The organism is Rhizobium sp. PDO1-076, from assembly GCF_000247475.1.
Taxonomy (GTDB): domain Bacteria; phylum Pseudomonadota; class Alphaproteobacteria; order Rhizobiales; family Rhizobiaceae; genus Allorhizobium.
The window spans coordinates 1-16,205 of the sequence record NZ_AHZC01000332.1 but is presented as its reverse complement, the minus strand read 5'-3'; the positions used below and the strand labels follow the sequence as shown (position 1 = coordinate 16,205).

17 protein-coding genes are annotated in these 16,205 nt (G+C 59.9%); 5 read left to right on the top strand and 12 right to left on the bottom strand.

Features of this window, described 5'->3' with window-relative positions; all coding sequences use genetic code 11:
* Positions 1–522: 522 nt before the first annotated feature.
* Positions 523–825: a DUF2934 domain-containing protein gene (locus tag PDO_RS16195; RefSeq protein WP_007604184.1), complete on the top strand. Its 303-nt coding sequence runs from the start codon at positions 523–525 to the stop codon at positions 823–825.
* Positions 826–950: 125 nt separating this feature from the next.
* Positions 951–2,402: a glycogen synthase GlgA gene (glgA, locus tag PDO_RS16190; protein ID WP_037074480.1), complete on the top strand. Its 1,452-nt coding sequence runs from the start codon at positions 951–953 to the stop codon at positions 2,400–2,402.
* 45 nt (positions 2,403–2,447) lie between these two features.
* Here the strand turns inward: glgA and PDO_RS16185 are convergent, their stop codons facing one another.
* Positions 2,448–2,735 (bottom strand): hypothetical protein, encoded by a 288-nt coding sequence (locus tag PDO_RS16185; protein WP_007604180.1) that lies wholly within the window; start codon positions 2,733–2,735, stop codon positions 2,448–2,450.
* Between the two features lie 111 nt (positions 2,736–2,846).
* Here PDO_RS16185 and PDO_RS16180 point away from each other — a divergent pair, with 111 nt between their 5' ends.
* Entirely contained in the window at positions 2,847–3,164 is a 318-nt protein-coding gene (locus PDO_RS16180; protein ID WP_007604178.1) for a hypothetical protein, read from the top strand.
* A 51-nt stretch (positions 3,165–3,215) separates the two neighbouring features.
* Here PDO_RS16180 and PDO_RS16175 read toward each other — a convergent pair whose 3' ends face one another.
* Positions 3,216–4,892, bottom strand: a complete 1,677-nt coding sequence (locus PDO_RS16175) for a sensor histidine kinase (RefSeq protein WP_007604176.1) — start codon at positions 4,890–4,892, stop codon at positions 3,216–3,218.
* Between the two features lie 161 nt (positions 4,893–5,053).
* Here PDO_RS16175 and PDO_RS16170 point away from each other — a divergent pair, with 161 nt between their 5' ends.
* Positions 5,054–5,329 (top strand): BON domain-containing protein, encoded by a 276-nt coding sequence (locus PDO_RS16170; protein ID WP_007604175.1) that lies wholly within the window; start codon positions 5,054–5,056, stop codon positions 5,327–5,329.
* Positions 5,330–5,461: 132 nt separating this feature from the next.
* On the opposite strand, the gene PDO_RS16165 is transcribed toward PDO_RS16170, so the two are convergent.
* Positions 5,462–5,731, bottom strand: a complete 270-nt coding sequence (locus PDO_RS16165; RefSeq protein WP_007604173.1) for a hypothetical protein — start codon at positions 5,729–5,731, stop codon at positions 5,462–5,464.
* Between the two features lie 222 nt (positions 5,732–5,953).
* Here PDO_RS16165 and PDO_RS16160 point away from each other — a divergent pair, with 222 nt between their 5' ends.
* Complete coding sequence (locus PDO_RS16160; protein ID WP_007604167.1) at positions 5,954–6,139, top strand: hypothetical protein; 186 nt, start codon at positions 5,954–5,956, stop codon at positions 6,137–6,139.
* A gap of 139 nt (positions 6,140–6,278) precedes the next feature.
* Here the strand turns inward: PDO_RS16160 and PDO_RS16155 are convergent, their stop codons facing one another.
* The 9 genes from PDO_RS16155 to PDO_RS16115 form a co-directional block, all read right to left on the bottom strand.
* Positions 6,279–7,403, bottom strand: coding sequence for a glycoside hydrolase family 25 protein (locus PDO_RS16155; RefSeq protein ID WP_007604166.1), 1,125 nt, complete (start codon positions 7,401–7,403; stop codon positions 6,279–6,281).
* A gap of 848 nt (positions 7,404–8,251) precedes the next feature.
* On the bottom strand, positions 8,252–8,653 hold the full coding sequence (locus PDO_RS16150; RefSeq protein ID WP_007604165.1) for a DUF1622 domain-containing protein: 402 nt from the start codon (positions 8,651–8,653) through the stop codon (positions 8,252–8,254).
* Between the two features lie 48 nt (positions 8,654–8,701).
* Positions 8,702–9,379: a YoaK family protein gene (locus PDO_RS16145; RefSeq protein WP_007604164.1), complete on the bottom strand. Its 678-nt coding sequence runs from the start codon at positions 9,377–9,379 to the stop codon at positions 8,702–8,704.
* Between the two features lie 164 nt (positions 9,380–9,543).
* A complete protein-coding gene (locus tag PDO_RS16140) occupies positions 9,544–11,142 on the bottom strand; it encodes an MFS transporter (protein ID WP_007604162.1) in 1,599 nt (532 codons plus the stop codon).
* Entirely contained in the window at positions 11,139–11,582 is a 444-nt protein-coding gene (locus PDO_RS16135) for a DoxX family protein (protein ID WP_007604161.1), read from the bottom strand. Before PDO_RS16135 ends, PDO_RS16140 begins: the two co-directional genes overlap by 4 nt.
* A 174-nt stretch (positions 11,583–11,756) precedes the next feature.
* Entirely contained in the window at positions 11,757–13,739 is a 1,983-nt protein-coding gene (locus PDO_RS16130; RefSeq protein WP_007604160.1) for an amidohydrolase, read from the bottom strand.
* Positions 13,739–14,026, bottom strand: a complete 288-nt coding sequence (locus PDO_RS16125) for a XapX domain-containing protein (RefSeq protein WP_007604159.1) — start codon at positions 14,024–14,026, stop codon at positions 13,739–13,741. The genes PDO_RS16130 and PDO_RS16125 overlap by 1 nt, the downstream gene beginning before the upstream one ends.
* Positions 14,027–14,094: 68 nt before the next feature.
* Positions 14,095–14,796 (bottom strand): hydrolase, encoded by a 702-nt coding sequence (locus PDO_RS16120; protein WP_007604158.1) that lies wholly within the window; start codon positions 14,794–14,796, stop codon positions 14,095–14,097.
* 517 nt (positions 14,797–15,313) lie between these two features.
* Positions 15,314–16,205: LysR family transcriptional regulator (locus tag PDO_RS16115; protein WP_037074477.1), on the bottom strand; the 892-nt coding region annotated here is incomplete at its 5' end.

The window sequence follows — 16,205 nt, the reverse complement described above, 5'->3', positions numbered from 1 at the left end:
CGCCTTGGAGGTCCGTCCGCGTTCATGGCGAGCCGTCTTTCAAACTGCCTGCATGATTTTACAGACCGGGCCAAAACCGGTACGACGGGACGGCGTCATGCCCGAAGGAAACTCTTCCATGAGTCCCACTCCGACGTGTCCAGCAATCATTATGGTTAATTCCTTGCCTGAAGGTTAATGAATGGTGGCCGCAGAACCGAATCCGCTAATATGCAGACGAATAGCCGCGTAACGCGTCGCAACCGGGCAGAGACGTCGTAAACAGACGGGACTTGCTTACAAGTGCAAGGTTTGTGAGGCGCCGGCAGGTTCGAATCCCTGTTTGGGCCGGGAACCGATTGCCATCGCTGGCGTTATGCTTGTGTCTATCTCTCGCATGAACTGGACGAAGTGGAACAAAGACGCGGTACGAGGCCGTCGTTAGTCCCTTCGGGTTGCTTGGCTTCGGCCCGTTTCCGGCGGGTCCGGTCCGCCAGGCCGTTCGTGATGACAGGTGAACGCGGCGGCGAGCGGAGAGAACCCATGAGCGACAGAGACACCGATAAGGACAATGACTGGATTGCCCGCAGGGCCTATTCCCGCTGGGAGGAAGAAGGCCGTCCGCATGGCCGCGACGCCGATCACTGGCATGCGGCGCTGCAGGACTGGCAGATGCTGCAGGCGGCTTCGGACCGGACGGTCGACAATGCCGGACAGCGTATAGCCGATGCGCAGGCATCGGCGTTCGAGGATAATCGAACGCGCGACCCATCCCCGGCGCAACCACAAACGGCGCAACCACAACCGCCACGACTGGTCAAAGCCGTCAAAGCACCCAAGAGATGACGATCATGGGCGAAGCGGAAATCGGCGTCGCTCTGGGGCGGGCACAGTTTATCCAGCGCATGCGCGAGGCGCACCAGATCGAAGGTCAGGCACGGCTCACTATGGGCGGCATACCGCATGCGGCTCTGCAGGTGCTTGCGGTCACCTCCGAGATCTACCCGCTGGTCAAGACCGGCGGCCTCGCCGACGTGACCGGCGCGCTACCCAAGGCGCTGTCGCGTTTCGGCATCGAAACCCATACGCTGGTTCCCGGTTATCCGTCGCTTCTGGCGCTGACGCGCCCACATCCGCCTTTGATGGAATTCGATGACCTGCTCGGCGAAAAGGCCATGCTGCGGCATCTCGACATAGACGGGCTCAGCCTGTTCGTGCTCGATGCGCCTGCGCTTTATGAACGCGATGGCGGGCCATACGTGGATCAGGACGGCACCGACCACCCGGACAACTGGAAACGTTTTGCCGTATTGTCGCTCGCGGCCGCCGAGATTGCCGCGGGTGCCCTGCCCGGCTGGCAACCCGACCTCGTTCATTGCCATGACTGGCAGGCGGCGCTGACGCCTGTCTACATGCGCCATATCGGCTCTAGCGTGCCGGTGGTTCTGACCATCCACAACCTTGCCTTCCAGGGGCAATATTCTTCGACCCTTCTGCCGTATATCGGGCTGCCGCCGGAGGCTTATTCGCTCGACGGGCTCGAATATTTCGGCGATATCAGCTATCTCAAGGGCGGCTTGATGACTGCGGATCACATCACCGCCGTCAGCCCCACATATGCACGTGAAATCCTGTCGCCAGCCTTCGGCATGGGATTGGACGGCGTGCTCAATGCGAGGCTCGACCGGCTGCAGGGCATCGTCAACGGCATCGACAACGATGTCTGGAACCCGGCCACCGACGGCTACCTGCCCTTTCGCTATGACACCAAGACGCTGCGCAACAAGAAGCGCAACAAGGCGCTGCTGCTGGAGCGCTTCGGGCTCGAACCCGGCGACGGACCGTTGTTCTCGGCAGTGACCCGGCTGACCTGGCAGAAGGGCATGGACATGCTGGCCGAGGTGGCGGACGAAATCCTCTATCGCGGCGGTCGCCTGATCGTGCTTGGCCAGGGCGACCACGACATCGAGAACGCGTTGCAGGCCACGGCGGCCCGGTTTCCCGGCAGAATGGCCGTATCGGTCGGTTACAACGAGCAGACGGCACACCAGATCCATGGCGGTTCGGACGCGATCATCCAGCCATCGCGTTTCGAACCCTGCGGGCTGACACAACTCTATGCGCTGCGTTATGGCTGCGTGCCGGTGGTGTCGCGCACCGGCGGCCTGTCGGAAACGATCATCGATGCAAATGACGCAGCGCTGACGGCAAGGGCGGCGACCGGGTTCCAGTTTCACCCGGTGCGACCGGAGGGCCTGCGTCATGCATTGCGGCGCGCCGCCGATGCCTATGGCGACCGGCGTCAGTGGTCGCGGATGCAGTTGCAGGCAATGCGAGCCGATTATTCCTGGGACCGCAGCGCCGAAAGCTATGCCGAGGTCTACGCACGCCTGACCGAGAACCGGGTTCGATCGGTCATCTGATCGCCCGCCATTCGGTAAGCTTTGACTTACTTGTTTTGCCGCAAGCTACATACAGAATTCCGGTGTATAGTCTTCACTGGGCGTCCGGTCGCGCAGCGCTACAGTCTGCTGCAGGGCGGCAATATCCTCGCTGCTTGCCGCAACGGGCTTTTCGGCGATCGCTTCGAGCAATGCCTGATCCACAGCGCCCTGACGATGCGCAACACGCAAGGCCTCGCGCTTGTTCCGTTCGGCTTCAAGCTGTGCAGACAAGGCAAGGATCAGCCTGCCGCGCGGGTCTGCATGGCTGCGCCAGCGCGGAGCCCGGACTGTTTCAGCCGTCGTATCATCCATGGGGCTCTCCTTTCGCGCACTATTTCAGCTCCCGGATGAAACAATTGACCACCATCATTGTTCCCCTGCATCATGGCAGGCCACACAGCGTGGCAGGGAGGCACAAGACCGATGCAAACCGATAAATCACAGATCGACGGACAAATGATCGAAGGGCGGCTGAACGCCCATCGCGAGATCCTCATCTCACTGCTCACATCAGCGCTGCTGAGGCCGGACAGCACGCTCGAATTGCTCCGCGGCCTCGAGGAAGAGGTCATGATGCGCGACGGCGCCGAAGATCCCGGATTGACCCCGTCGGCGGGGATCGCGCGCGGTGGCGAAAAAAGCGACGAGATCCGCCACATCCTCGAGACCGCCAAGGCCCGGGCCGACGCGCTCAGCCGTCACGCGCAGGCACACAAGGCGGCGGCTGAAACGCCATCTTGAAGGAAACCAAGACGTTTGCGCTTCTGCGCGTTGTCCGGCGTGGACCTAAAGCTAGCTGCTGACAAAAGCCTCCAGCGGCGCCACGAGCGACCAGCGCAGGCCTTCGGCATTGAAGTCCATGCTGACCTTGCCGCCAAAGGCGCCGGCCGCATGCCGCTCGACCACGGTCGAGCCAAAGCCGCGCCTAGTGGGCTCGGTAACAGGCGGGCCGTTCATTTCCGTCCAGGTTACCTCCAGCATGGGCTGCTCCGACTGCACATCGCGGATTGTCCATTCCACCGCGATCGTGCCTTCCAGCACCGAGAGCGCCCCATATTTCACCGAATTGGTGGCGAGTTCGTGGAAGACCAGGCCGAGATTCTGCACGGCATTGGCATTGGCCAGCAGGTCAGGCCCGCGCCGCGCGACGCGCTCGGTCGAGCCGACGACCGTCATCAGTTGCAGGTCGACCAGGGTCGACAAGGGAATGCCGCCCCATTGCTGCTTGGCCAGGGCCTCGATCGATTGGGCCAGGCCGGCCAGACGTCCGCTCACGGCGCGCTGGAATTCATCGACATTGTCGGTTCCGCGCGCCAGCTGGCGCATCATCGCCTGGACCAACGACAGGATGTTCTTCGTCCGGTGCACCAGCTCCTGCAGGATGAAATGCGTGCGCTCCTCGGCCTGGGCACGGTCGAAGGATGCGTTGGACAGGGCAAAGGCCACCTGGTTTGCCTCGAGGATCTTGGTGCGTTCGGGCGACACGATGTCGCCATGGCCGATGCGTTCCGCCATGGCGGCGATCTTGCGGATGGCCGAACGCAGCTGGTGGGCCGCCGTCAGAACAACGCACAGGCTCAATGCCAGGAATACCAGGCTGCCGATCAGCAGGTTTTTCCAGATGGTGACGAAGGATCCCTGGACGCTCGCCACCGGTCCCCAGATCACCACGCTCCAGGGTCCATCGGCCACCCTGGAATAGCCAAGCAAATACTGGACGCCATCTCGGTAGATGATCAGGCTGTTGTTTGCGCCATGCATGAGGTCCAGCGAGCTTTGGTCGAACTGGTCGCCGGATGGGCGGTTGTCGGGACCGCTGGACACGATGACCCGGCCATCGCTGTCGAGAAGGCCGGCCGTCCACCCAGGGGGAAGGTTGTCCGTAGACAACAGACTGGCGAGGCTCGCCGCATCCTGCGTCAGCACGACAGCTGCCGGCTCATTCGGCTTGGCAGGCGGCAGGGGCATCGTCAGGTTGACGACCCAGCGCTTGCTGGTGGCCCCGTAAAAAACGCGCGACAGCTCGGTTTTCCCGGAGCTCAGCGCTGATTGCAGCGAGGCGATGTTGGACATCTTCGGCAGTGCCGTGCCGAAGGCAAGGCGCGTGTTGAGCAACTGGGTGCCGTCCGCCCGGACAAGCAGGATATAGAGCGAGCTGCCTTTCAAGCTTTCCGACACGCGGCGATGAAAGGCGGCCAGATTGCCTTGCTGCAATTCAGCCGAATTGGCGACCAATGTCAGGGTCGTCGACATGTCCGAGACCGCACGCTCGACATTGCGGCTGACGGTCTGTGCATCCTGGGCTGTCTCGATCTTCAATGCTTGAAACTGCCCCCGCTCAAGCTCGAGCAGAAGGAAGACGACAAAGCCGAGCAGGGGCAAGGTCGAAAGCACCGCCATGATCGCCAGATAGGTGCCGATCGACGCGGTTGGAAAAAGCCGCCCGAGATAGCTGGTCAGGACTTTCATGATCGTGGCCCCTTCGCCGCCCTCGTCACCACTCGCAGGGGCAGACTATGCAACCACGGACAATCACGGATCAAATTTAATCGCGACGAAGCGAACATAATGCGGGGAGCTGCGTTAGACCCAGTGAAACTGGAACGGGTGAAACAAGGAGGACCGGCGCGATGGTTTTCAAGCCACAACGCTTTCATGACGCCAAATCCGCCGCCGAAACGGCCAATCCGAGCGCGGCGCGCCTGGAGGTCGCCGCGGCCAAGGCGCTTGCCAGCTCGCAAGGGCTCGATGCCAGCGAACTGACAGTGGTCGCCAAGGGACAGGAGATCGTTCTCGGTGGCCGGATCACGTCGCGCCTGGAGATCGATCGCGCCGTGGACATCATCATGTCCGTGCCCGGGGTGGAAAAGGTGACGGTCACCATCGCAAGTGACGAGGCGCCATGAGCTGTGCCGTCCGGCGCACGCACAAAACCACGGCAGCGCCGGCTGCCATGGTTTTGCAATCGAATGCTCGCGTCCGGACCGACCCTCACTCACCCGCATCTCATCAGATTCTTGACTGCCATTTCCGAACTGTTATTTCTGCGCTGCTGTTTTCTGGCCGGCCACGCCTGCCGCTGCACGCTGTTCGAATGCCTGCGACATGGCGCCGATTTCCAGCATGCCGCCCTTCAGATCCTGTTGGCGGAAGATGAAAGTCCGACGCTTGCCGGTCTGTCGATCCGTATGGTTCTTGGCGGCTTCGACCGCCAGGCGATAGCTGGGATAGGCAGCCGACTGCACGCCGTCGGAGACAAAAACCCAGCCGTTCGCCTGGGGAACAATATCACAAAATACCTGAGCCATGGCAAACTCCTCCTCATGTCCCCGTGAAACGCACGCCGATGGCAAAGGGTTCCGACCCTTGGCAATTATTTTTCGCAGACGCGGATCTGCCGGCTCTTCGCTTGCCACGCTGAGGGCATTGATCCGCAAAGCTGGAACCAAAAACAGCGGTCGCGGATTGCACATGGGACCAGGCTGCGGCATCTGCCGCCGGCTCATGTCGCGCGCAAGAGGAGAATGACCATGACAACAAATCCAGGAACACCGATACCGACACCGGATGATGTGCCGCCGATGCCAGCGCCGGGCTGGGCTCCGGAGGTACCGATCGATGAACCGGCGCCGGACCTTCTACCGGACGAATGGCCGAACCCCAATCCCGACGACACCCGCAATCCACCGATTGTCGAACCCGGCATCGGAGCCTAGAGCAGACAGTCCGGATCCGGAGACAAGTGACTATCGGCCAGGTATCAGCGTCGGCCCGTCAGACCCCGCACGGACCATTCGCGCCGGCACATCAGACCGTGAAGGCTATTGCGCGAGGGTTCCCTGCCGGCCTTCGGCCTCAGCTTGCGCCGCGGCCGGACCAGCGGTGCCATTGCTCCTCGCTGCCATGAAAGACATTGAGGTCGATCTTCTCGTTGACGCCGTGGGACAGGCCGGAACCGGAATACTGCCAGAAGATCCACTTGCGGCCCGGATAGACCTTCGACGGATGCTGAGCGACCGCGCGTAGCCAGAAGGGATAGTCGACGAAGGCGTTGCGCAGGTTGTCCTTGTAGAAGTCCGGCGCCGTATAGATCACCGGCCGCTGGCCATAGTGACGCTCGAGCTTGTCCATGAAGACCTGCATCTTCTCGCGGACCTTTTCCGCCGAAAGGCGGCGCTTGCAGCTCGATTCGCCATTGTATTCGACGTCGATGACGGGCGGCAGCGCATCGGGATCGCGCGGCACGTTGCGGATGAACCAGTCTGCCTGCTCGCCGGCCGTGCGGCACCAGTAGAAGAAGTGATAGGCACCCCGCTTCAGGCCGGCATCGTTGGACCTTTTCCAGTTCTTCTTGAACATCGGGTCGAGGTGATCGCCGCCGTCGGTCGCCTTGATATAGACGAAGTTCGCACCTTGGCTGCGCAGCTTTACCCAGTCGATCTCGCCCTGCCAGCGCGAGACATCGACGCCGTGGACCGGATAGTCGCGCGGCTTTGTCTTGCCGAAATTGATCGGCTTGGCATCCTTGAAACGGTGGCTGTAGATGCGCGAGCGGCCGCTGCTTCCGCCCTTCTGGCGTGGCGTTTCCTGAAGATCCTGCGGGATCGGCGGGACGACGGGTGCCAGCATCGCGACCGGGCGCTCGGTCGGCATCGGCATGCCGGCGGTCATGGTGCTCGGCGCCATCGTACTTGTCGCCATCGCCGCACCGCCGGGAACGGGCCCGGCCCAGGCGAGCGCGTCCTGATGCGGCGCAGTGGTTTCGACGGCGGCCGGTGGCGCAATCTCGGAGGCAACCTCCGCCATCGGCACCGGCGCCTGCAGGGCTTCCCCTTGAGCGGGCGATTGCGGGATCGATGCGGTATTGATCTGCGGCATCGGCCTCGAGCCGATCTGCAGAACATCATCCGGGCCGGACGCGCGGCATCCACCAAGAACAAGGCAGCCGATCACAATCGACGAGACAAGCTTCAAACGCATGGCACAGCTACTCAACACTCAGGCCCGCAAGCCGGAAACCATTGGCTTGGCGGGAACGCAGACACAAATTGCTAACAGAGTTTTACCGGCAAATGCTGAATGCAATCTTTACGAAAGGGGAGGAAGTCGCAATCCGTCGGCACTGCCGAAACCGGCACAAGCATTGTGACCAACCGAGGCGCAGACAACGGACGGCAATTTCCGTTGTCGGACACTGTGCAATCAAGTTTTTGAATAAAATGGTGCTGGACGCAGTTAACTGCGAACCGGTCTCAGTTTCCAATTTCCTGATATTCGGCGATTTACAGCGAAAACAAGCAGGCTTCGGGACAAATCACTAAAAACCGCAGAAATAGATACAAATGTTCAATCCCTCAAAGACGTTTTCCCTACTCGCGGGAACAGGGATTAGAGGAACTATTGACAACTAAATTCACGACCAAAAATCCATCCGCACATCAAATAAAACGAGCACACAGCAAAAGCTTGAAAGCTCGGCATCGGTGACATGAAAAACGCCCCCCACGGACGCCGCGGTGTTGCCCTTCAAACCTTCTCCGATTGGGCCCCGCAGAGTTTACAGGTTTTCCCCTGTCCCGTGGTCCAGCCCGAGGGGGTTAACTCCAACACCGGGTCCAATCGAGGGCGCCAAGCACAAATTTCGTTCTCTAAGCTCGACTTTGTACAAAATCGAGCTAAGGCGTCGCAGCTCACTTGCGGTTGAGGGCACATTTCACCGTCCAGTCCAATGTTGACGCCGCAGAAGGTATCGACGCAGAATTCAAGAGTGTTCGTCATGGTTTGATACATTTGAACACAAAGTGGCGTTGCCAGTTCCCATCTGAAAACTACGGCAAGCGGCGATGAGCTGGCGGGTTCGAATTCTTCATCCATGGCCACTGACCATCGATCTCGGCCTCCAGTGAGAAACTGAGGAACGTCCGGATCAGCACGATCAACCCAAGCAGACCGACGCTTTCCCAGGTCAGAGGCGAGATGATCGTGGCGATAATGTCAGCGCCGATCAGGATCTCCAATCCCAACAGGATGCCGCGGCCCAGATTGGCGCGGTAGCGTTCGTAGGCCTCCCGTCCGCCGACCGAAAACAGATCACGCCCGTATGCTATGGTTGCGATCGCGACACCGATCAGGATGACACCTACACCGAAGAATTCGAGACTGATCGCAAGGGGCTTCAGAACGGGAGCGATCAGGTTTGAGAGACCGCTTGAATCATGGCCGATAACCATTGGGGTGTCCTTTCAAAAACTGTTCAGAGATGAGAGCGCTTAACGGTGTCAGGACTCGGCACCTGCGCTGCTTGCGAACAGAGCGATGGTCACCAGAATGGCCGGCAGGCTGAACGCCACCACAGGCGCATATATGTAGCCTGTTGCGCCAACCCCGCATCCGAGAGCGAATGTCGCCACGGCAGCCGCCATCTTCTTCACTCGCGTCTTGGCAGTCGCGACCTCGTCCGCTTTCGGATCGGCGAGAATGTCCGCGAGATCTAGCATGATCTGCGTGGTCGTACCTGTCATCAGCGTTGAGGGCGGCGCTTTGGACAGATGTGCCTTGTGGAGACCGTTCTGAATGGCCATCGCGGAAACCAGAGCCATGCCGACGGCCAACGTAACCGTACCTTCGTCCGCGCGAAACGGCCCATGGTGGAAAGCGTAAGCAGCAACACCCACAAACAGCAGAAGTTTGACGACCAGCATTGGCCGGATGGGGGAACGGTTGCGGCTTTGAAGCTTCAGGCAAACCAGCCGCGACACAAAGACGACCAGACAGAACATCGGAAGCGCCAGGAGTTTTGACAATGCCCCATCCATACCGTGCGCCAGGGTTGCCCCAAGCGTCACGAAGTTTCCAGTGACATGCGCAGTGAACAATCCTGAGAGCGCCAGGAAGCCCAACGTATCGACGTAGCCGCCATTAAAGCTGAGGAGAGTGGGAAGGGATGGAGGTTTCATGGTCGGGGTCTCGATTGATGCTGGGACGCGAAGTCGTAACGGGAAGTGATCTGAGTTTTGCCGCTTACGGTCGACCGTCGCAATTGCATCAATTGTTTCGAGTTCATTGCGCCGGGCGACATAATGGAAAGGGCGGCCGACGCCGCCCTGCCCTATTGCTTTCGTTAGGCGGCACCCGGGCGGTTGATCGTCAGGAAGTGACGAACAACCGGTTTCTCGGGGCCGACATGGTAGGCCAGAACCTTGCCTTGCAGATCAGCGTCGGCATTGGACACCCGCTTGTGCTGGCGAAGGTGCTCGGCCCAGGATTCCACCATGAACCATTCGACGATCTTTTCCGGATCGGCGGAGTCTTCGGTGACACCCCATCCATAGGCGCCGTCACGGCGACGTTCGCTGGCAAGATGATCGATGGCATGCAGGAATGCGGTGCGGTGGTGCTTCTCGACCTTGTATTCGATCAGGATCAGAACCGGACCACGGTCGTGGGCAACGGGTTCGGCGACGAGCGGCTCCGGCCAATGGTTGGACGGCACCATGTCGGCATCAACAGCCGGGAGCTTCACGCGGTGCATGATGAACCCGGCCACGAGTAGTCCGGCCGCACCGATCAGCAGGGTCGACTGGATACCGACAGCCGTACCGACAGCACCCCAGCCCAGGCTCCCAGCCGTCATCGCGCCGTTGAAAACGGTCAGATAGACGGCAAGACCACGACCACGCACCCAGTTCGGGAGGACAGCTTGCGCCGCGCCGTTCAGTGTCGTCAGCGCCGTGATCCATGCGCCACCAAGGAAGAGAAGCGCAACGATGGCGACGATCTTCGGCGGTGCAAGCGACAGGATGGCCATGACGGCTGCGGTGATCAGCGCGGCCCCAAGAAGCAGGCCATCGGCACTCAGACGTTCGCGCAGTTTTGGCATGACCAAGGCACCGCCGATCGCACCAGCGCCAACCGCACCAAGCAGGATGCCGTAGAAGCTGGCATCTCCACCAAGGAGCTGCCGGGCAACGAGTGGAAGTAGTGCCCAGACTGTACTGGCGAATGCGAAGAAGATCGCGGCACGCAGCAGGACGACATGCAGGGGTCGGCTCGAGCGGGTGTAGCGAAGCCCGGCCCGGAACGCACCGAAGAAGTTCTCCTGAAGCACATCATTGGCGTTCTTCGCGCGCGGCCACCAGACCAGAGCTGCGATGACAAAGATGTAGCTGGCAACGTCCGCGCCGTAGGTGATCCCGGCCCCGAAAGCGGCGAGGAGCAGGCCGCCGGCCGCAGGACCAATGGAGCGGGCGATATTGATACCCAGTGAATTAAGAGCGACAGCGCTCTTCACGTCCTCGCGCCTTACCAGTTCCGGTACGATAGCCTGCCATGTCGGCCCCATCAGGGCTGCACCGATGCCGCCGAGGAAAGTCAGGCCGATCAACGCACTGACGGACAGCATGCCCGTCTGGGACAGAACCATCAGCGAGATGCTGACGGATGCCAGCAGAAGCTGAACGGCGATCAGGAACTTGCGGCGATCGAGAATGTCGGTGAGAACGCCCGCCGGAATAGCCAGCAGGAAGATCGGCAGCGTGCCTGCCGCCTGAACCATGGCGACCGCTGCTGGCGATGCGGACAGATCCGTCATCAGCCACGAGCTGGCGACATCACGCATGAAGCTGCCGGTGTTGCCGAGGACGGTGGCGATCCAGAGGACTGCGAAGACAGGCTGTGCGAGTGGAGCGAAGGAGCCCCCGGAGGTTTTTGCGGCGCTCATTTGGCTGCTCCCTTGGTGAGATCGAAGGCCGCGACGAAGACGAATGCGCCCGCAAGGCCCAGGTGTTCGAAGAAGGCGTTGATTGCCATCATGCGGTCCATGCCTGGGGCCATTTCCCAGAAGCGGAGAGCGATGAAGGTTGCCATGAGAGTGAACCCGGCAAGAGCAAGCGCACCAGCCCAGCGCATGAAGCCTGAAATCACCATGGCCGAAGCCGTCAGTTCGAAGGCGATGACAGCGACAGCAAAGAACACGACTGGATGAAGACCGAAATGATCCATCTCGGCCAGTGCGCCGTTGAAATCGAAGATCTTGGTGAGCGGACCCTGGATATATGCGGCGCAGAGCGCGATCAGCGATACAGTGCGCGTGACCGGAGAGCCGACAATACGGGCAAGACTGCTCCGGAGTGGGTGCGAAGTGTGTGATTGGTAGGTCATATCTGCCCCTGCATGGTCGCCGATCAGATCGAGCGGCTGCGTTTGATGGAGCGATATTGGCTGGTTACTGGCTCGCCAACAATTGCAGCAATAGTTCCGATTTAATTGCGGAATATGAAATTATCCGAAAAGTCTTTCGGGCGATCACGTTACCGCCCGAAAGTGATGCCGAGATCAGACTGCCCAGCAGGAGCAACCGAGAGCGCCGAAGAAACCCTTGAGGTCGGCGATCGGAAGCTTGGAGGTCCAGGCCCCGGCATGATCATGACCATGCACGCCGCAATCGCTCGCGCAGCCGCAGGTGGAGATCGCCGTGCGGCGCAACGACCGGGCACCCGCACCTTCGGGCTCGCCCCATGCAGCGTAACCACCGAACTTCCGAACCGGAGACCAGTCGGGCATCGCAGGAGCCAAGTCGTTTTCGTCGAGCGCATTGAAGTCACCAGCGCCATAGACGATCTTGCCGCCGACCATGGTGAGTTCGGAGACGAGGAACGAGATCTCGTCCTCGGCGCAGGAGAAGAAGTCCTTGTCCGGCACGACGAGGTCAGCGAACTGGCCCTTTTCGATGCGGCCCTTCTTGCCCTCTTCGTTAGAGAACCACGTGACCTTTTCCGTCCACATCCGAAGTGCTGTTTCGCGGTCGAGGCAGTTGGCGCGCGGGTAGAGCTGCATGCCGCCGACCGTCTTGCCTGTCACCATCCAGTACAGGGAAACCCACGGGTTGTAGGAGGCGACGCGGGTGGCATCGGTACCAGCGGACACGTTCACGCCCTTGTCGAGCATCTTGCGGAGCGGCGGTGTTGCTTCCGCCACGCCATGGCCGTAGCGCTCGACGAAATATTCGCCCTGATAGGCCATGCGGTGCTGGGTGGCGATGCCGCCGCCCAGAGCCGCGATCCGGTCGATTGAACGGTCTGAAATCGTCTCGGCATGGTCGAAGAACCAGTTCAGGCCTTCGAGCGGAACGTCCTTGTTGACCTTTTCGAACACGTCGAGCGAACGCGAGATTGTCTCGTCATAAGTGGCATGCATGCGCCAAGGCCAACGGTTCTCGGCAAGGACGCGGACGACCTCTTCCAGTTCGCCTTCCATCTCCGGGGCCATTTCCGGCCGTGGCTGGCGGAAATCCTCGAAGTCGGCGGCCGAGAAGACCAGCATCTCGCCCGCGCCGTTATGGCGGAAGTAGTCGTTCCCCTGCTTGTATTTGACCGATGATGTCCAGTTGAGGAAATCCTGCTTCTCTTCCTTGGGCTTCTGGGTGAAGAGATTGTAGGCCAGACGCACCGTCATCTGGTTCTCGTCAGAGAGCTTCTGGATCACCTCGTAATCGTCGGGGTAATTCTGGGAGCCGCCGCCAGCATCGATCACACCGGTGATGCCCAGACGGTTCAGTTCCCGCATGAAATGACGGGTCGAATTGACCTGGTAATCAAGCGGAAGCTTCGGTCCCTTGCCAAGTGTCGAATACAGAATGCCGGCATTCGGCGTGGCCAGCAGCAGGCCGGTCGGGTTGCCATTGGCATCACGCGTGATCTCGCCACCCGGCGGGTTCGGGGTGTCGCGGGTGTAACCGACGGCGCGGAGTGCCGCACCGTTCAGAAGCGCCCGGTCATAAAGGTGCAAGAGGAAGACTGGTGTATCCGGTGCGACTGCGTTGATCTCCTCGATCGTTGGCAGACGCTTTTCGGCAAACTGATGCTCGGTGAAACCACCGACAACGCGGACCCATTGCGGGGCGGGAGTGATCGCCACCTGACGCTTGAGCATGTCCATCGCGTCAGCCAGCGAGCGCACGCCGTCCCAGCGCAATTCCATGTTGTAGTTCAGTCCACCGCGAACGACATGGGTGTGGTTGTCGATGAGTCCCGGCAGGACGCGCTTTCCCTTGAGGTCTACGATCTTCGTATCGGACCCGGCCAGAGCCATGATCTCGCTGTCCGTGCCGACTTCCTGAAAGAGGCCGTCCTTGATGGCGACAGCGGTTGCGTTAGGATTGCTCCGGTCAAGTGTCGTGAGGCGGCCATTGTGAAGGATCAGGTCGGGATACATGTTGTCTACTCCGGTCTGGTTGGGATCGGCGGCATTTGCCGTTGAGAAGAGATTCGAGAACGCCAGGCTTGATGCGCCTCCAAGAAAGGTGCGGCGCGTGGTCATCAGCTCCGCTCTTCTTTGTTCGTATCTTCCCGATGAGCAACAGCAACAGGATTACCGCCCTTGGGCATGTGGCCGAACATATGCGGCTTGATCTGATGAAGCCAAGAGACGGCCGCTGGCTCCTTGCTCCACAGGGTCTTTGCAAGCGGGATGATCTGTTCGCCGACGAGAATGCCGAGAAGGCCAACCAGCGCGATGACAGGCGGAGCCGGTGAGCGCACGTTCAGGAGGCTGTAGACAATGCCAACAAGCAGGCCTGCACCGAGAGACAGAAGATAGATTTTCATAGGAAGTTCTCCACGAAAAAAGAGAAAGACCACTCCGACGGGGGTATCGGAGTGGCCTGATCGGGTCCTTACTTGCCGGTCTTCTGGGCAGGGTTCGGACCGATACGCTTGCCGTGGGTGACGCGCTCGGCGGCTTTGTGCACGTGGGTATAGGCATAGTCGATACCCATGCCGTAGGCGCCGGAATGCTCCTTCACGAGGGTGGTGACCGCGTCATAGGTCTCCTTGCGAGCCCAGTCGCGTTGCCATTCGAGCAGAACCTGCTGCCAGGTGACCGGGATCACCCCTGCCTGCACCATGCGGTCCATTGCGTATTTGTGTGCATCGAAGGAGGTGCCGCCCGAAGCGTCGGCAACCATGTAGATCTCGTAGTCCGGAACATCGTGGAGAGCCGAGAGGGCGAAGGTCGTGTTGCAGACTTCCGTCCACAGACCGGAGACCACGATCTTCTTACGACCGTCGGCAGCATTCTTCGCCAGTGCATCGCGGACGTTCTGATCGTCCCAGGAATTCATCGAGGTGCGCTCGAGGATATCGTTCTCTGGGTAGACGGCGAGCAGTTCCGGGAAGGTATTGCCCGAGAAGCTGTCGGTTTCGACCGTGGTGATCGTGGTCGGAACGTTGAAGATCTTGGCGGCCTTGGCGAGACCAACGACATTGTTCTTCAGCGTCTGGCGATCGATCGACTGCACGCCGAACGCCATCTGCGGCTGCTGGTCGATGAAGATGAGCTGGCTGTTTGCCGGGGTCAGGACTTCGAGCTTGGACATGGTACTTTCCTTTTCGGTTGTTTGGACCGCGAATGCGGGTGGTTATGAGTGCGTCTTGAAGAGCCGATATTGAGGGTCCGGTTGTTTCTGGCTTCGGCTGCTAACAGGAAAGCTAGCGTGATAAACGCCTTTGCAAAATTGCAATATTAATTGCGAATGAATTGACTTAATCGCAACACTCCGCTCCGAGCCGACTGCGATATGCGTGTCCCTCGCGCTCTGGAGAAACCGCCATTCGTTGGATAGATTTTCTCGGGGAAATTTCATTCAGGCAGGCAGCTCGGCGGCCGTTCGCAGGATCGCGTTCACGCCGCCTTCTGATTACCTTCAACAAACTCAATTCCAAACCAAAGGTCGACATGTACGACACCCGGGCTACGTTCCTACACCAGGAGACAGAGACCCTTCCCCATCGCGCTCTTTCCACAAATTGCTCACATCGGCCGGAATAGCTTCAAACAAGAGATTGGAGAAGCCCGTGGTCATGGAGTAACTATCCACGAATATGGATAAAGCCCTAGGAGGCGCCTGAACCATCGTCGTAGTGGGAAAACACGCTCGCAACCCAGTCTGCGAAGACCTGGTATTTGATGCTTGGAAACCGGCCCGCTGGCCTGACGATGTGAACAGGATAACGTGGTGGCGCCCAAGCGTTTAGGATGGGGACCAGTGTACCACGAGCGATATGTGGGCGCGCCAAGAATTCAAATGTCTGTCCAATACCCAGTCCTGCCAATATTCCTTGCAAATGCGCCGTTGCGTCACTGGTGGACAGCTTGATCGGGCTGTAGATCTCTATCTTTTCCTCGCCCTTCATCAGGCGCACAGGTGCCGGCTTCAGACTGCGTGCGAAGAAATACTGTACAAAAATATGACCACGGTCCAGATCCGACGGAGAAGCAGGCACGCCATGTTGTTCGAGATATCCCGGGGTCGCGCAGGTCACGATCTCAACGCTGCATAACTTTCTCGCAATAATAGATGCACCGGGTAGATCGCCGGCCCTTATGACGCAATCTATCCCCTCTTCGACGATGTCTGCCTGACGTTCTGTTACACCGAGATGCAACTCGATTTCTGGGTAAAGTGCGTAAAACTCCGGTAACCGGGGGATCAGAATCGCATTGGCGAAGGTGCCTCCGACGTCAACCCGAAGTTTGCCACTCGTGGCCAGGCGCCCGCGAGTGGCCTCATTGTTCATGTCGTCAAAATCGGCAATCAGACGAATGGCGCGCTCGTAGTAGGCGTTGCCTTCAGAGGTTACGCTAATCGACCGTGTCGTGCGCTCAAGCAGTTTGAGGCCTAGGCTGGTCTCGAGATCCTGAACAAGCTTACTGACGGTCGATCGCGGCGTCCCCATTGTGTCTGCCGCCTTTGCAAAAGATCCCGCCTCAACGACGCGAACTGAA

Excerpts from the sequence above, each read along its gene's own strand:
- PDO_RS16195 (WP_007604184.1), top strand. The coding sequence starts at position 523 with ATGAGCGACAGAGACACCGATAAGGACAATGACTGGATTGCCCGCAGG.
- PDO_RS16185 (WP_007604180.1), bottom strand. The coding sequence starts at position 2,735 with ATGGATGATACGACGGCTGAAACAGTCCGGGCTCCGCGCTGGCGCAGC.
- PDO_RS16180 (WP_007604178.1), top strand. The coding sequence starts at position 2,847 with ATGCAAACCGATAAATCACAGATCGACGGACAAATGATCGAAGGGCGG.
- PDO_RS16175 (WP_007604176.1), bottom strand. The coding sequence starts at position 4,892 with ATGAAAGTCCTGACCAGCTATCTCGGGCGGCTTTTTCCAACCGCGTCG.
- PDO_RS16170 (WP_007604175.1), top strand. The coding sequence starts at position 5,054 with ATGGTTTTCAAGCCACAACGCTTTCATGACGCCAAATCCGCCGCCGAA.
- PDO_RS16165 (WP_007604173.1), bottom strand. The coding sequence starts at position 5,731 with ATGGCTCAGGTATTTTGTGATATTGTTCCCCAGGCGAACGGCTGGGTT.
- PDO_RS16160 (WP_007604167.1), top strand. The coding sequence starts at position 5,954 with ATGACAACAAATCCAGGAACACCGATACCGACACCGGATGATGTGCCG.
- PDO_RS16155 (WP_007604166.1), bottom strand. The coding sequence starts at position 7,403 with ATGCGTTTGAAGCTTGTCTCGTCGATTGTGATCGGCTGCCTTGTTCTT.
- PDO_RS16150 (WP_007604165.1), bottom strand. The coding sequence starts at position 8,653 with ATGGTTATCGGCCATGATTCAAGCGGTCTCTCAAACCTGATCGCTCCC.
- PDO_RS16145 (WP_007604164.1), bottom strand. The coding sequence starts at position 9,379 with ATGAAACCTCCATCCCTTCCCACTCTCCTCAGCTTTAATGGCGGCTAC.
- PDO_RS16140 (WP_007604162.1), bottom strand. The coding sequence starts at position 11,142 with ATGAGCGCCGCAAAAACCTCCGGGGGCTCCTTCGCTCCACTCGCACAG.
- PDO_RS16135 (WP_007604161.1), bottom strand. The coding sequence starts at position 11,582 with ATGACCTACCAATCACACACTTCGCACCCACTCCGGAGCAGTCTTGCC.
- PDO_RS16130 (WP_007604160.1), bottom strand. The coding sequence starts at position 13,739 with ATGACCACGCGCCGCACCTTTCTTGGAGGCGCATCAAGCCTGGCGTTC.
- PDO_RS16125 (WP_007604159.1), bottom strand. The coding sequence starts at position 14,026 with ATGAAAATCTATCTTCTGTCTCTCGGTGCAGGCCTGCTTGTTGGCATT.
- PDO_RS16120 (WP_007604158.1), bottom strand. The coding sequence starts at position 14,796 with ATGTCCAAGCTCGAAGTCCTGACCCCGGCAAACAGCCAGCTCATCTTC.